This window comes from Peptostreptococcus anaerobius 653-L (assembly GCF_000178095.1).
Taxonomy (GTDB): domain Bacteria; phylum Bacillota; class Clostridia; order Peptostreptococcales; family Peptostreptococcaceae; genus Peptostreptococcus; species Peptostreptococcus anaerobius.
This window is the reverse complement of record NZ_ADJN01000069.1, coordinates 1-15802: the sequence shown is the minus strand read 5'-3', so window position 1 is coordinate 15802 and position 15802 is coordinate 1. Positions and strand designations below refer to the sequence as shown.

The 15802-nt window shown below is 36.1% G+C and carries 16 protein-coding genes; 2 read left to right on the top strand and 14 right to left on the bottom strand.

Annotated elements, in window-relative coordinates:
• Positions 1-3 precede the first annotated feature (3 nt).
• The 14 genes from mreD to deoC all read right to left on the bottom strand — a co-directional run bounded on the left by mreD (position 4) and on the right by deoC (position 13276).
• Entirely contained in the window at positions 4-489 is a 486-nt protein-coding gene (mreD, locus tag HMPREF0631_RS08985) for a rod shape-determining protein MreD (protein WP_002844586.1), read from the bottom strand.
• A gap of 9 nt (positions 490-498) precedes the next feature.
• Positions 499-1380 carry a rod shape-determining protein MreC gene (mreC, locus tag HMPREF0631_RS08980; RefSeq protein ID WP_002844594.1) on the bottom strand — a complete coding sequence of 294 codons (882 nt, stop codon included), beginning with the start codon at positions 1378-1380 and terminating at the stop codon, positions 499-501.
• Positions 1381-1392: 12 nt separating this feature from the next.
• Positions 1393-2442 (bottom strand): rod shape-determining protein, encoded by a 1050-nt coding sequence (locus HMPREF0631_RS08975; RefSeq protein WP_002844587.1) that lies wholly within the window; start codon positions 2440-2442, stop codon positions 1393-1395.
• A 242-nt stretch (positions 2443-2684) separates the two neighbouring features.
• Positions 2685-3344, bottom strand: coding sequence for a RadC family protein (gene radC / locus HMPREF0631_RS08970; protein ID WP_002846136.1), 660 nt, complete (start codon positions 3342-3344; stop codon positions 2685-2687).
• A gap of 232 nt (positions 3345-3576) precedes the next feature.
• Positions 3577-4494 (bottom strand): RnfABCDGE type electron transport complex subunit B, encoded by a 918-nt coding sequence (gene rnfB, locus HMPREF0631_RS08965; protein ID WP_002844633.1) that lies wholly within the window; start codon positions 4492-4494, stop codon positions 3577-3579.
• A gap of 15 nt (positions 4495-4509) precedes the next feature.
• Positions 4510-5085, bottom strand: coding sequence for an electron transport complex subunit RsxA (gene rsxA / locus HMPREF0631_RS08960; protein ID WP_002844590.1), 576 nt, complete (start codon positions 5083-5085; stop codon positions 4510-4512).
• 13 nt (positions 5086-5098) lie between these two features.
• Entirely contained in the window at positions 5099-5692 is a 594-nt protein-coding gene (gene rsxE, locus HMPREF0631_RS08955) for an electron transport complex subunit RsxE (protein WP_002844610.1), read from the bottom strand.
• An 11-nt stretch (positions 5693-5703) separates the two neighbouring features.
• Positions 5704-6270 (bottom strand): RnfABCDGE type electron transport complex subunit G, encoded by a 567-nt coding sequence (locus tag HMPREF0631_RS08950; protein ID WP_002844635.1) that lies wholly within the window; start codon positions 6268-6270, stop codon positions 5704-5706.
• Positions 6270-7256, bottom strand: coding sequence for an RnfABCDGE type electron transport complex subunit D (locus HMPREF0631_RS08945; protein ID WP_019595462.1), 987 nt, complete (start codon positions 7254-7256; stop codon positions 6270-6272). Before HMPREF0631_RS08945 ends, HMPREF0631_RS08950 begins: the two co-directional genes overlap by 1 nt.
• 18 nt (positions 7257-7274) lie before the next feature.
• Positions 7275-8618: an electron transport complex subunit RsxC gene (rsxC, locus tag HMPREF0631_RS08940; RefSeq protein WP_002844616.1), complete on the bottom strand. Its 1344-nt coding sequence runs from the start codon at positions 8616-8618 to the stop codon at positions 7275-7277.
• Between the two features lie 180 nt (positions 8619-8798).
• On the bottom strand, positions 8799-10100 hold the full coding sequence (locus HMPREF0631_RS08935; RefSeq protein WP_002844597.1) for a pyrimidine-nucleoside phosphorylase: 1302 nt from the start codon (positions 10098-10100) through the stop codon (positions 8799-8801).
• Between the two features lie 106 nt (positions 10101-10206).
• Complete coding sequence (locus HMPREF0631_RS08930; RefSeq protein ID WP_002844611.1) at positions 10207-11409, bottom strand: NupC/NupG family nucleoside CNT transporter; 1203 nt, start codon at positions 11407-11409, stop codon at positions 10207-10209.
• Positions 11410-11436: 27 nt separating this feature from the next.
• Positions 11437-12627 (bottom strand): phosphopentomutase, encoded by a 1191-nt coding sequence (locus tag HMPREF0631_RS08925; protein WP_002844599.1) that lies wholly within the window; start codon positions 12625-12627, stop codon positions 11437-11439.
• Positions 12611-13276 carry a deoxyribose-phosphate aldolase gene (gene deoC / locus HMPREF0631_RS08920; RefSeq protein ID WP_002844624.1) on the bottom strand — a complete coding sequence of 222 codons (666 nt, stop codon included), beginning with the start codon at positions 13274-13276 and terminating at the stop codon, positions 12611-12613. The genes HMPREF0631_RS08925 and deoC overlap by 17 nt, the downstream gene beginning before the upstream one ends.
• Before the next feature lie 227 nt (positions 13277-13503).
• Between deoC and HMPREF0631_RS08915 the strand changes: the two genes are divergently transcribed.
• Together HMPREF0631_RS08915 and HMPREF0631_RS08910 are read left to right on the top strand one after the other, a co-directional pair.
• Positions 13504-14298 (top strand): DeoR/GlpR family DNA-binding transcription regulator, encoded by a 795-nt coding sequence (locus HMPREF0631_RS08915; RefSeq protein ID WP_002844619.1) that lies wholly within the window; start codon positions 13504-13506, stop codon positions 14296-14298.
• Between the two features lie 579 nt (positions 14299-14877).
• A complete protein-coding gene (locus tag HMPREF0631_RS08910) occupies positions 14878-15792 on the top strand; it encodes a selenium metabolism-associated LysR family transcriptional regulator (protein ID WP_002844618.1) in 915 nt (304 codons plus the stop codon).
• The last annotated feature ends 10 nt before the right edge of the window (positions 15793-15802 follow it).

The window sequence follows — 15802 nt, the reverse complement described above, 5'->3', positions numbered from 1 at the left end:
CCCCTAATCTTCTCTCAATTTCTTCAGCCTATCTTCAAATAAAGTATAGGCTACAAAAGCTATTAAAGAATTTAATATTGGAAATACTATAATCATCTTAAGTAGAGCTACAAACAAGGATGGTGGAACAAAAAATATAGCAGACACTACACCATTTAGCAAGGAGTAGCCCGCACTAACTATATACACCAAAAGGCATATGATTTTTTTGTCATCCTTGAATATAGACTTCTCTATGCTGGAAATAAAGTATGATGTCGCAAGGAAAAGAACTCCTGTAACACCTATTATCCCCCCTGAAACCAAATCGCTTATTAAACCTAAAATTCCTCCTAAAACAAGTGAATAGTTCTTATCATAATAAAGTGAAATCAAAATTATGAATACGAGTAGAAAATTTATACTTACACTAGCATTTAAAAAGTTAGTAAGGAAGGTCTCCAATAAAAGGATAACCACTCCTATAATAAATAGCATAATATTTTTCATACTGGCCTCCTATTCTGTCCTTCTTGGAGGAATTATACTTACGTCATTTAGTTTTTTAAAATCAACATTAGGTCTTACCTTTATTATCTTCATGGACTTATTTTTATCATAATTCACACTAGTTATCTTTCCAATAGGTATGTTCTCAGGATAAAGACCAACTCCAGATGTAACTATCAAGTCTCCTGTCTTGATTTTTGATTTTGAATCGAACATATATCCCCTCAAAAGCTTGTCAACATCCGTAAAATCTGCATTACCAACCATTGAAGATGTTGTGATAACACCATTTTTGTCACTTTCTCCAGGTACCTTAAAGCTAACAGATGCCCTGGAATCAACCAGACTTATAGACTTAGAATACCTATTACTCACACTATAGACAATGCCCACTACACCCTTGTCATTTATAACAATACTATTTTTTGAAACACCTGCATCCGAACCAGCATCTATTATAAAAGACTTGTACCAGTCTCCATCATTCTTACCTATAATACTTGCAGATACCAATTCATTTCTAGAGTCACTACTGACATAGTTAAGGGATTTTTTGAGTCTATCTAGAGATTCCATCTTTTCTCCTTCTCCCTTTAGATCAATAATCTCCTTCTTTAGCTTGTCGTTTTGGGCCTCTACTTCCTTCAACTTGCGTGAATTATGCCTAAAGTATATAATATCGCTAACAAATCCCTGACCAAAATCAAGGACCCTATTAATGTGCTTGCCAAATCCATAGAAAAATTGGTGTATTCCACTATTTTCTATCTGATCAACTCTTCCGCCATTTGAAAATGAAATGGCTGTAACACCAAGAACTACTACTATGACAATAGTAGACAATAGTCCCTTAGTTGTTAGCTTCCTTCTTTCATTTTTACTTAACTTCAACTATACCACCAACTAACTCTCTTGATTCATCATTACTATGCTATGGAATATGTCTTCATTTTCCACTGCTGCACCTGCTCCAAGTGCAACCGCCATAAGTGGATTTTCAGCTACCTTGACATCAAGCGAGGTCTCAACATTTATCAGCTTATCAAGACCCCTAAGAAGAGATCCTCCACCTGTTAAAAATATACCCTTGTCCAATATATCAGACGCCAATTCTGGAGGTGTCTGTTCAAGAGTAGTCCTTATAGCTTCTATTACCTCTTCAATCTGAGTTCTCAAGGCTTCCCTAACTTCTGTAGAGCCTATTGTTATAGTTCTAGGCAGGCCTGTCATAATATCCCTACCACTTACGTTCATTTCCATTTCCTTGTCACCTGGATAGGCTGAACCTATTTCAAGCTTAATTATCTCTGCAGTTCTAGTACCTATTACAATGTTATATTCTCTTCTAACATAGTTTTCTATTGCTGAATTGAACTCGTCTCCACCTATTCTTATTGAATTGGCTGCAACTACCCCACCAAGTGATATAACTGCAATTTCAGAAGTTCCACCACCAATATCCACTATCATATTGCCTTCTGGGTCGTTGACATTTAGTTTTGCTCCTATAGCTGCTGCCATAGGTTCATCTAATATAAATATCTCTCTACCGCCAGACTGCATAGCTGCCTCCTCGATAGCCTTTCTCTCAACCTTTGTTATGCCATAAGGAACACACACTATAATCCTAGGACTTACTAGTCCCTTTGATCCCTTCTGTATAAAATAACTCATCATAGCCTGAGTTGCTTCAAAATCTGATATAACACCCTCTTTAACTGGCTGAATTGCTAAGATGTTCTCTGGCGTCCTTCCCATCATCTCTCTAGCCTCATTACCTACAGCTAGTATTTCATTATTGTCCTCTCTTATAGCTACTACTGATGGTTCATCCACCACTATTCCCTGACCCTTGATATATACAAGCGTGTTGGCAGTACCAAGATCTATAGCCATATCATTTGTTATAATGTTGTTTACCTTTGTACCGAATAATTTACTAAAGAAACCCATAACATCCTCCTATTTTATAGTTAAGTACTATTTGAATGTGCCTATCTATATATTTTTATCGGTTTCGCTCCAAAATACTTGTCTACTTATAAAATATTGCTATTTTACAAGACCAAAAACTTATATAGATAATACATTTTCTCATACTTGAATTTTATTCTAACATACTATACTAATTTATATTATACGTCAGACATATAGGCGTGTCAACATAAGTAAACCACTTAAAAACTTCCATTTCCTTAGATATCGTCCTCTTCCTTAAGGCTGTAGTAAACCCCTTCTCCTATAATGACGTGATCGAGTACCTCTATGCCCAGTATTTCACCAGATTCTCTCAGCCTCTTGGTCACGTTTATATCCTCTAGTGAAGGATTAGGATTGCCTGATGGATGGTTGTGCATAAGTATTATAGAGTTTGCGCTCTTTTTTATAGCTTCTGTAAATACCTCTCTAGGATGCACAATAGAATAATTAAGACTGCCAATAGATATGTTAATGTCGCTTATTATTTCATTTTTGGTGTTGAGTAATACTACCTTGAATACTTCTTTCTTTAGGTACCTCATCTCTTCCATATAAAAAGAATATATGTCCCATGGGTTTTTGATTTTGTAGTTTTTAGGAATATATCCAGACACCCTAGACCCAAGTTCAAGGGCAGCCTTTATTATGGTAGCCTTTGTAGGTCCTATACCCTCTATCATACACAGGTCTTCTATAGTCATATCTACCAAGCCCCTGATACCCTTATCAGTTTTAGCTAGTATCTTTGTAGATAGACTAATAGCACTGTCATTTCTACTTCCAGTCCTTATCAGTATAGCCAGTAACTCAGAGTTATTTAGGTATTTGACTCCTTTTTTTATCATTTTCTCCACAGGTCTTTCATCATCGTTCATTTCTCTTATCCTTATATTTTTCACAGCGTGTCCTCCAACTTATATATTTTGTAGTTATATAGACACTAAGGATAATTTTTTAAACCGAAATAAGGTCTTATAGGCCATGTGGCTTACACAAGCCATATATACAAGAATCACATATACACGGTTGCATACACAAAATTTTAAAAGCATATAAAAAAGACCCTTAGGAAATCCCAAGGATCTTTTTATTTTATATTAGTTAAGACTAGTTACCCTGTTTTTCATCAGTTGCTTCAACTGTCTTAGCCTCTTCCTTAACCTCTGCTGGCTTAGCTTCTGTCTTAGGAGCTACTGCTTCAGCTGGCTTTGGAGCTGGCTTTGGAGCTGGTTTTTTTCTTTCCTTTGGCTTAATAACCTTAGTAGGACACTTCATTGCACACTTGTTACATTGCTTACACTTGTCATAATCAATCTGTGCTAGCTTGTTTTCAAAGATTATAGCATCGAAAGGACATTCCTTGAAACAGATACCACAACCTATACAACCAACTGAACAATTTTCCTTTACTGCCTTACCAAAGTCATTTGACTTACACTGAACTGTAACAGTCTTGTTAGCTGGCTTACGTTCAATAAGCCCCTTAGGACATATATCGATACACTTACCACAGTTAACGCACTTTTCTTCGTCAACTACAGCAACTCCATCTATAACGTGGATAGCATCGAACTTACAAACCTGTACACAAGTTCCAAGACCTAAACATCCATAAGAACATCCCTTAGGACCTCCTATAAGAGATGCTGCAGCCCTACAATCCTGTATACCACTATATTCATATTTATTCTTAGTAGCTTCACATGTGCCCTTACATCTTACATTAGCAACTAACTTTTCTCCTGAACCGGCATCAACACCCATTATTGCTGCAACTTTTTCTGCAACGCCTGCTCCACCAACTGGACAGCCATTAACTGGTGCTTCTCCCTTAGCTATAGCAGCTGCAAGACCTCCACAACCTGGGAATCCACAACCACCACAGTTTGCTCCTGGCAATACTTCTAATACTTCAGCTTCTTTTGGGTCTACTTCTACAGCAAACTTCTTTGAAGCGAAATCAAGGATCATACCAAAGATCAAACCAAGTACACCTAGTACTACTACCGCATATACAATTAGCATTCTCTAGTACCCCCCTTATAATTTAATTAAACCTGTGAATCCTAGAAAGGCTATTGACATTAGACTCGCAGAAATCAATGTTATTGGGAATCCCTCAAAAGCTTCCTGTATGTCTGCCAATTCAAGTCTTTCTCTGATACCTGCAAATATTACTATTGAAAGTGTGAAGCCAATACCAGCTCCCACACCGTTTATTAGAGTTTCAATTAGATTGTAACCCTTTGTTATATTAACAATAGCAATACCTAACACGGCACAGTTTGTTGTGATAAGAGGAAGGTAAACACCAAGCGCCTGGTAAAGCGATGGAGATGACTTCTTTATTACCATTTCAACGAACTGAACTATAGAAGCAATAACAAGTATAAATGCTATTGTCTGTAGGTATCCAATACCAAATTTATCTAAAACCATCTGTATGAAATAAGTTATAACTGATGCAAGCGCTATAACGAATGTAACTGCTACACCCATACCGATAGCTGTATCAGTCTTCTTAGATACACCCAAGAATGGACATATACCCAAGAACTGAGAAGTTATAACATTATTAACAAGTACTATATATAAGAATAATAATATTAATTTCAATCTCTACACCCCTTTACGCTTTTTTCTTTGTCACTTTGTTAAATATCGCCATCAAGAATCCTAGAGTTAAGAAAGCTCCTGGAGGTAATATGAATAACAATGTGTTAAACTGAGCTGGAAGGAATACGAATCCGAAGATGCTTCCTGCTCCTAATATTTCTCTAACTGCACCTAGAGCTGTAAGACCAAGTGTAAAACCAAGACCCATTCCTATACCGTCTACGAATGAATCAACTGGCTTATTCTTACAAGCATAAGCTTCTGCTCTTGCAAGTATCAAACAGTTAACAACTATAAGCGGAATGTAAAGACCAAGTGCGGCATCAAGTGCTGGCATATAAGCCTTTAACATCATCTGTACTATTGTAACGAATGTAGCTATAACTACTACGAAACATGGTATTCTTATCTTATCTGGTACTATCTTTCTAAGAAGTGATATCGCCAAGTTTGAACAAGAAAGTACCACTGCTGTAGACAACCCCATACCTATACCATTTATTGCTGAACTTGTAACGGCTAGTGTTGGACACATACCTATTACCTGAACAAATGTAGGGTTCTCATCGATTATACCGTTTTTTAATATCTTTATTAAATTACTCATCTTATCTCCCCCTATTTGTTTAATGTATCAAATACCTTGATTGCATCGTTAACACCGCTAGTTACTGCCTTAGATGTTATTGTTGCACCAGATATTGCTTTTATTTGGTTATCAGCTGGGTTACCAGCCTTTATAACTTCGATTGGCTTGGCTGCCTTACCCTTGTACTGACCATTGAAAGCTGGATCAGCTGACTTGGCACCTAGACCAGGAGTTTCTGAGTTGTTGCCTATTGAAACACCGGAAATCTTTCCATCTTTTGATATACCGATTGTTATTTCGACTTCACCACCGTAACCAGATGGAGCAGCCTTTATTGTATAACCAGCCTTTTCAGAACCGTTGCTACCTTCGAATACTTCTCTTACAGTAGCAGCGCCTGCTGACTTGTACTGGCCTTCTTCTACCTTTTTGAATTCCTTAGCTTCTGGAAGAACCTGCATTCTTGCTTCGTTGTTGGCCTTTTCATTAAGCACTGCTATCTTCGGAGCTGTCATCTGGTTTGTACCAGCTAGTAGACCAGCTGCTATTGCTGAGAATGCAAATAATGTTGTTCCTATTTTAACCATACTATTCATTATTTACGCACCTCCCCGAATACTCTGTTGTGTACATACTTGTCTATTAGTGGAACTAGACAGTTTGCAAATAAGATTGAGTAAGATACACCTTCTGGATATCCACCCCATAGTCTGATACAAGTAGCTATCACTGCTGCAATTGCTGCATATATTATCTGACCCTTTTTAGTCATTGGAGATGTAGTGTAGTCTGTCAACATGAAGAAACCACCAAGTAACAAACCACCTGCAAATGCCTGATAGATTGCAAATTCTGCATTGAATCCGCCAAATATAAATGTAAGTACAACTACTAGACAGATATATGTAGCAGGCATAACATATGATATTATTCCCTTATAGATTAGGTATACTCCACCTAATATTAAAAGCAATGAGCATGTTTCACCTATTGTACCACCTATGTTACCCATGAACATATCAGCTATACTTATGTTTGCTCCATGTATCCTAGTAAGTGCATCTGTTGCACTTCCCATTCCCTCTGCACCTGCTAGCTTTAAGAAGCTTAGAGGAGTTGCAGTAGTAACCGCATCTGGGTTAGCACCTGGCTTTAACCATGTAGTCATAGCTACTGGGAAAGAAGCCAATAAGAAGGCTCTACCTGCAAGAGCTGGGTTAAGGAAGTTGAATCCTATACCACCGAATACCATTTTTACAACTATTATTGAGAATATTGCACCAAATATGCACATCCATATAGGAAGACCTGCAGGCACGTTAAAAGCTAACAATAAACCTGTAACCACTGCTGAATAGTCACCTATTGTTGAAGGCTTCTTTGTTATTTTGCAATATAACCACTCAGAACATACTGCTCCGATTACACAAGCTAATATTGTCACTATACCCTGTACTCTAAAGTAGTATACACCTGCTAGAGTAGCTGGAAGTAATGCAAGTAAAACTTGTTTCATTATGTATGAAGTATCTTGATTTGTCCTAATATGAGGTGAAGAAGATACTATCAATTTATTATTCATCATTTTTCCCCCTAACTATTATTTCTTCTGTGCTGCTTGAGCTTTTCTTCTCTTTGCGCCTATTTCTCTCTTTGCCTGTCTTATAGAAGGAAGTAATAACCTTCTAGCTGGGCAAATGTATGAACATGAACCGCACTCTATACAATCCATAGCCCTATGCTTTTCCGCTTCGTCAAAATTATTCTTTAACGAATATGCACTTATAAATAATGGTTGAAGGAATGCTGGACATACGTCTGTACATCTACCACACTTGATACAGTTCATCTGTTCTGGTGCTACAGCCATTTCTTCTGGCAATATTAGGATACCTGAAGAACCCTTGTTAGTAGATATGTCAGAAGTATACTGTGCAAGACCCATCATAGGACCACCGGCGATTAGCTTAGATGCTGTTACGCCTTCCTTGATTCCACCGCACTGCTCAATTATTTCACTGAACTTTGTTCCAACCTTTGTTATTAAATTCTTAGGTTCCTTTATACAAGGACCTGTTACTGTTGTTATTCTCTCTACTAGAGGCATACCTTCTCTAATAGCGTTTGATATTGCTGCAGCTGTAGCGACGTTACTTACCACTGCTCCAACAGCTATTGGAAGTGCTCCTGATGGAACTTCTCTTCCTGTACATGCATATATAAGCTGTTTTTCAGCACCTTCTGGATACTTAACCTGCATTCCAACTACTTCAATTTCTGGATAAGGTTTAGCAGCTTCAGTCACGTTCTTTAAGGCTTCTGGTTTGTTTGCTTCAATACCTATGAATCCTTTATTGACATCTAATGCCTTTAAAAGCGCTCTTAGACCGTAAACAACTTTTTCTGGATACTCAACCATCAACCTATCATCTGCTGTAAGATAAGGCTCACACTCAGCACCGTTAAGTATAACAAATTCTGCTTTTGAGTCTGGTGGAGGAGATATCTTTACGTGGTTAGGGAATGTTGCACCACCCATACCAACTATACCGGCCTCTTTAATAATTCCTACAATTTCTTCTTTGCTCAATTCTTCAACGTCTTTATTTGGCTTAACGCTCTCATGAAGAGTTTCTTGAAAATCGTTTTCAATTATGACGCACATAGCTGTCCCACCAGGAACACCACATGGCTCAATTGCCTTTACAACTCCAGAAACTGAAGAGTGAATGTTAGAAGATACAAAGCCTTGGGCTTCACCAATTTTCTGTCCAAGTTTAACTTCATCACCAACTGCTACAATACACTTTGCAGGTGCACCGATATGCTGTTGAAGAGGGATATAAACTTTAGCAGGCGCTGCTGCTTTCTCAATTGGTTTTTTGTTAGCGTACTCTTTTCCATACGGAGGATGTATACCTCCCTTAAAAGTTAAGAGCTTCATTTTGTTACCTCCTATTCTTAACTAATACTAAATTTATACAATACTAGTATACAACATTTGTATCAATAAATCTATAAAATTTTTATCATATTTGTTTATCAGAATATATATTTTTCACTTTATGTTTAATAGTATAGCAAAAAAGAGACAGATTTATTTCTGTCTCTTTTTTCAATTGAATTAGTCTAGTATAGCTTCAACAATTGGTATTGGGTCAACTTTTTCATCACCAAAGCTAAATGTGTTGTAGAACATTTCTATCCATTCATCTTTAAGAGGTTCATCATGGTATACTGTGCAAAGTAGGTCTCCTACTTCAACCCTATCACCCTTCTTTGAGTTCATCTTAAGACCTACAGCATAGTTGATTGGATCGTCCTTAGTAGCTCTGCCAGCTCCTAGGTGCATAGCCAATATTCCAAGCTGCTGTGAATGTATATTATGAACAAAGCCAGCTTCCTTTGACTTCATTTCTGTTACGAACTTAGACTGTGGTAATAATTTTGTATCCTTTATCTGTTCTATGTTACCACCCTGGGCTTTGACCATCTGAATTAGCTTTTCATATGCCTTTCCACTAGATATAGCTTCTTCAAGCATCTTTCTTGCTTCTTCCTTGTTTGATGCTAGTTCACCCTGCATCAACATTATCTCACCAGCGCACATACACAATTCAGTGAAGTCTTTTGGACCATTTCCCTTTACTGTTTCAACTGCTTCTTCAACTTCTAAGGCATTACCGATTGTATTTCCTAGAGGCTGGTTCATATCAGTTATCATAGCCATTGTGTTTCTACCTAGTCTGTTACCTATAGATATCATGGCTGTAGCAAGTTCTTTTGCATCTTCAACTGTAGGCATAAATGCTCCTTCACCATACTTAACATCAAGTAGTATAGCATTAGAACCTGAAGCCAATTTCTTTGACATGATTGATGATGCTATAAGAGGTATAGAGTTAACTGTTGCTGTAACATCTCTTAGGGCATATAGCTTCTTGTCAGCTGGGACTAACTCACCAGTCTGACCGATAATAGCTAGACCAACTTCACTTACCTGCTTTTTAAATTCGTCTTCTGTAAGGAATATATTTAATCCATCTATAGATTCTAGCTTGTCAAGTGTTCCACCTGTGTGTCCAAGACCCCTACCTGACATCTTGGCAACCTTTAAACCACAAGCTGCAACTATTGATCCTAGGGCTATTGATGTCTTATCACCCACACCTCCAGTGGAGTGCTTGTCAGACTTTATACCTTCTATGCAAGATAAGTCTATAACGTCTCCACTATGCATCATAGCTTCTGCAAGAGTAGCTGTTTCTCTTTCTGACATACCATTTAGAAGTATAGCCATTAATAGGGCACTAGTCTGGTAGTCTGGTATAGAACCATCAGTAACTCCACTAACCCAGAACTGTATTTCCTTGTCTGTTAATTCTTCTTTTATTTTCTTCTTTTCTATTATATCTATCATTCTCATGATATCCACCTCCAAAATAAACTTCAAAAAGTATATATCTAATTCTTACCTAAAAATATATCTTCTATATCTATTCTACTAATTCATCAATCTTACTGAATAATTTCTATATTAACATCAATAAACCTACTATCATAGCTGATAATAAACTCACTGAGAATCCACCTATCATACCTCTTACTCCAAGTCTAGCTAGAGTAGCTCTCTTTTCTGGGCAAAGTATTGATATACCAGATACACACATACCTATACTACCTACATTAGCAAACCCTGCAAGTGATACACATAACATAAGTGATGTTCTAGGATCCATAGCCTTTAGCATTGGTCCTAATTTACCAAATGCAACAAACTCGTTTAATATAAGCTTAGAACCTAGTAGTTCTCCTGCCTTTAATACATTACCACCTTCAAGACCCATTAGATAACCAAGAGGTGCAAATAGGTAAGATAATATTCCTTCTAGTGAAAGTCCAAAATTACCTAGTATTCCGTTTAATAGGGCAACTATAGATATTATAGCTATTAGTGCTGCTCCTATTGCAAGCGCCATGTTCATACCGTCTATAGCTCCTGTTGACATAGCGTCGATAACATTTTCGTGGTTACCCTTTCTATCCATCTTAACTTCTCCAACCTCGTTGATTTCTTCAGTCTGTGGACAAATTATCTTAGATATTATAACTGACCCGATCGGTACCATAGTTGATGCTATAAGTAATGATTCCATTGGTATACCAAGAGCCACATAACCCGCAATTATACTAACTGACATACTACCCATACCTGATACTAAAACTAACATTATTTCACTGTCTGTCATCATACCTAGGTATTTACTTACAAGTATTGGTGAATCTGTCTGTCCTAAAAACATATTGGCAACAGCTACAAAACTCTCAACCTCAGATGTCTTAAACGCCTTACCAAGTACCCAGCCTAACTTTGAAACAACGAATCCTAATATACCACAGTAGTATAGTACAGATACCAAACCAGAGATAAATACTATGTTACCTAGAGTCTGAAATGCAAATATAAATCCTGTTGGTGATGAAGCCAACCCCAAAGATCCGAATACAAACTGTATACCTTCACTACCATAATTTAGTACCTTAGCTATAGCATCACTTACTGTTGATATAACTGCCCTACCAGCTGGAACCTTGATTATAATCGCTGCCATAACAACCTGCGCCAATAATGCCTTTAAAACCTGTTTCTTGTCTATAGCTTTTCTGTTATAAGAAACCAAAACCATAAGAGCTAGAACAAGAACGATTCCCAATAAATTAAATAAAAATTTCATATTTCCTCCCGAATTAGATGTATTTTTTTACTTTACTATATTTTTATAAAAACTATTTCCTTCGATTTCTCCCTTTGTAGAGAAGGCTTCTGATATTGTCTTAGCTATATCAGAGAAAGAAGTCCTAGTTCCTAAATCAATACCTTCTTTAATCATCTTTCCATATGCTAGCATTGGAACGTGTTCTCTTGAATGGTCAGTACTTGGTGTAGACGGGTCACAACCATGATCAGCTGTTAGTATCAATAGATCATCGTCTCTCATCTTATCCATCATCTGTCCAAGTTGAAGATCAAACTCAGTCGTAGCATTTGCATAACCATCTATATCATTTCTATGCCCAAACTTCATATCAAAGTCAACTAGGTTTGTAAAGCACATACCTTCAAAGTCCTTGTCCATAAGGTCAATTGTTATATTCATTCCGTCTTCGTTGTTTTTCATTTTGTGGGTCTGAGCTATTCCCTTGCCTGCGAATATATCGTATATCTTGCCGACACCTATAGAATCCTTACCCTCTTCTAAAAGTTCGTCCATCACTGTCTTTTTAGGAGGAACTAATGAGTAGTCATGCCTGTTAGGAGTCCTTGTAAAGTTACCTGGCTCTCCTACAAAAGGCCTTGCTATTACCCTACCTACTCCTAAGTCGTCTCCCTTTAGTAATTCTCTAGCTATTTCACAGTATCTATATAGTTCATCTAGACTCACAACTTCTTCATGAGCAGCTATTTGGAATACTGAGTCAGCTGAAGTGTAGACTATTAAATCACCTGTCTTCATATGATCTTGTCCATATCTTTCAATAACAGCTGTACCAGAGTATGGCATATTGCACAAGTAACCTCTTCCAGTTCTCTTTGAAAACTCTTCTAAGAAGTCTTTTGGGAATCCATTTGGAAATGTTGGATGTGGTTTATTTGAAACTATACCAGCTATTTCCCAGTGGCCTATTGTAGTATCCTTGCCCTTTGACATTTCTTTTAGTCTTGCAAAACTTGCAAGAGGTTTTTCAACTGCCATTGAGTGGTCTACACCCTCTATATTGAAAAGTCCTAGCTTCTGCAAGTTGGGAGCCTTGAACTTGTCTGACTTTACTATGGCTGCTAGGGTATTGCTACCCTCATCACCATAATCAGCCGCATCCTCTAGCTCACCAATTCCAAAGCTATCTAATACTATCAAAAAAACTCTTTTTATCTTATTAATATTCTCCACCATTTGAAGCCCCCTCTAACATCTTTAGTGCTGAGCTAGTGCCTATTCTATCGCATCCTGCTTCAATAAATGCCTCTAAGTCAGCAACTGATTTAATTCCACCTGCAGCTTTCATCTTTACATCTGGTCCTATATGTTTCTTAAATAATAAAATATCTTCCATAGTAGCTCCTGCTGTTCCGAATCCAGTAGATGTCTTTATATAATCTGCCTTTGCGTTTGTAACAGCCTTACACATCGCTATCTTCTCTTCTTCATTTAAGTAACAAGTCTCTATTATTACCTTTAGGACCTTGCCCTTACAAGTTTCCTTTAGAGTTCTTATCTCTTCTTCGACCTTGTCATAGTCTCCGTTTTTAACATCTGATATGTTTACTACCATATCTATTTCATTTGCACCGTTTTCCAAGGCATCCTTTATTTCCTGTACTTTTGATCCTGTGCTATTGTAACCAAGAGGAAAACCTACTACTGTACATATATTTAGGTCAGGATATTTTTCACTTATCCTCTTGATATATGACTGAGGAACACATACTGATGCAGTCTTTGCCTTTACAGCTTCCTCACATAAAGTATCTATATCTTCCCATTTTGCAAATGCTTTTAACAAAGTATGGTCGATACAACTAAGTATTTCTTCTTTTTTCATTTTATATACCTCCAATAAATTATGCTATTTAAAAAACTTACTTAAAACTTAATTTTGATTACACTATTATAATATTGCATACTCGAACATATGTCAATAATTTTGTTTGTATTTTATCACTTTTTGATAACGTTTTTTCTAAAATTAATATTTTTTGTTATTTTTTCACATTTTCTACCAATCTCAATATTTTTTTGTTATAATAAATGAGAATGGAGGCGGTATATTTGAGTAAAAAAGAAGATAGACTGAATAATATAGTAAAGATACTCGAAGAACATAATGGTGCTTCAGTTAAAGAACTAGCCCTTATGTTGGATGTATCAGAGATGACTATTAGAAGAGATTTAAAATACTTAGAAGAAAAAAAAATAATAGATAACTTCTATGGATCTGCTGTTTTTAATCCTAGACAGAGCAATCCTCTTAAACAAACAAATGACATTGTTTTTACATATAACTTAAATGAAAACTCCAGAAAAATGGAAGATGAGAAATTAGCCATAGGAAAAAAAGCAGCTGAACTAATTAACGAAGATGATATTGTATGTATAGACTTAGGAACGACTACAGAGAGGCTATCACAATATATAGACCCCGATCTAACATTTACAAGTCTAATTTTCAGTGCAAACAACCTAATACATATGCTATCAAAACCCAATGTTAAAATACTTTTTTCAGGTGGAAGCTTTCATAGAGACACAGGTATGTTTGAATCACCAGATGCACTCAGAATTGTAAGCAATACCAGGACAACAAAGCTATTCCTGTCAGCTGCAGGTGTACATGAAAAATTAGGTCTGACATGTGCAAACTCCTATGAAGTTGCAATCAAAAAATTCAGCATAGAAAATTCTCTTGAAGTTATTTTATTAGTAGATTCAAGTAAGTTTGGAGAGGTAAGACCATCTTTTGTGTGTAATCTAGACAAGGTAGATAAGATAATAACCGATTCAGGAATCAGTCAAGAGTGGATAGATATAATTAATAAAAATCATATAGAACTAATAATAGTGTGATAGTATTTACTTCACACTATTTTTTACTGCTCAATAACCAGCCCTCTACTAGTACATCTAAACAGCAAAAAACCTATAGACGAGAATCCCGCCTATAGGAAAAAAATAGCCCTGATGACGATTATCGAGGATGTGAGGGAGTTCGTCACCAGTTTATAGGGTAATTATATTTTATAAAAACGACCACATCGTCTTTACACTGTTATGATAACAGGTCTATATGAATTATAAGTAATTTTAATATGAATTTAATATGAATATTTAGTTTTTTCTAATATTTTTATTCATATCCAAAAATTTACTACTTTTTTAATGTTTTCAGATAATTTTTATACTTTTATCGGTGTATTATAATAAAAATTAGAAACAATTCCTAATTAGTCTTTATAAAAATCATCTTATATAGTGAATATCTACTAATATCATGAAAGTGTAGGATAAATATGCAATAATCAATCCTTACTAATCGATATATTATATATTCCTATCACTATTATTGCTAAAATCTATCTTTTTTTTGTCTATTGTAGTATAATGAAAATATAATAATAGTATTCTATTTTTCTAAAGGAGGATTAAATGGATATAAAACAACTGGAAGTTTTCGTAGCTGTCTCAAAGTACAAGAGTTTTTCCAAGGCAGCTAGGGAACTTTTTCTAACACAACCTACTGTAAGTTCACATATACAAAACCTCGAAAACGAGTTACAAACAGTCCTATTAAACAGGTCCAATAAGACTATAACACTGACAGACTCTGGACAACTTCTTTACAAACATGCTATCGTCATAATAAACAACTGTAAAAAGGCAGTATACGACATCAAAGAGTATTCAGGTAAGATTGAAGGTTCTATACATATAGTCTGTAGTTCTATACCCGAGACCTACATATTCCCTGGTTTCTTGTCTAAATTTTGCAAAGAATATCCAAATATAAATTTCTATATCAGCCACTGCGATTCTAACCTTGTAGTACCTGAGATTCTTAGTGAAAGGGCGACATTCGGTATAGTAGGATCAAAAACAAAGCATCCGCATGTTGAGTACCATAAGATTCTCGAAGATGATCTTTGTCTGATATGCCCTACTGACCTAGAAATACCAAACAAGGATGGGGTTGTAGACATAAACACCTTTAAAGACCTTGTATTAATTATGAGAAAAGATGGGTCTGGTACAAGAAATGCCCTTTCAAAGTCACTTTCTGAGGCTGGAATCTCAATTAATAACTTAAACGTTAGAGCCGTAGTCGAATCCAACGAAGCAATTATTGAAATGGTAATAAACGGTCTTGGTTCCTCACTTGTTTCAAAGATGTCAGTAGAAGGCAGTATAGCAAGAGGAGAAATTAAACACTATAAAATTAAAGGACTTAATCTGAATAGGGATTTCTATTTCCTATTCTCAAAAAAGAAAATCTTTACTCCAACTGAAAAGAAATTCCTAGAATATTTCTCAGACCAATACAATCTAGATATTATACACGAATAGTTATTAATCC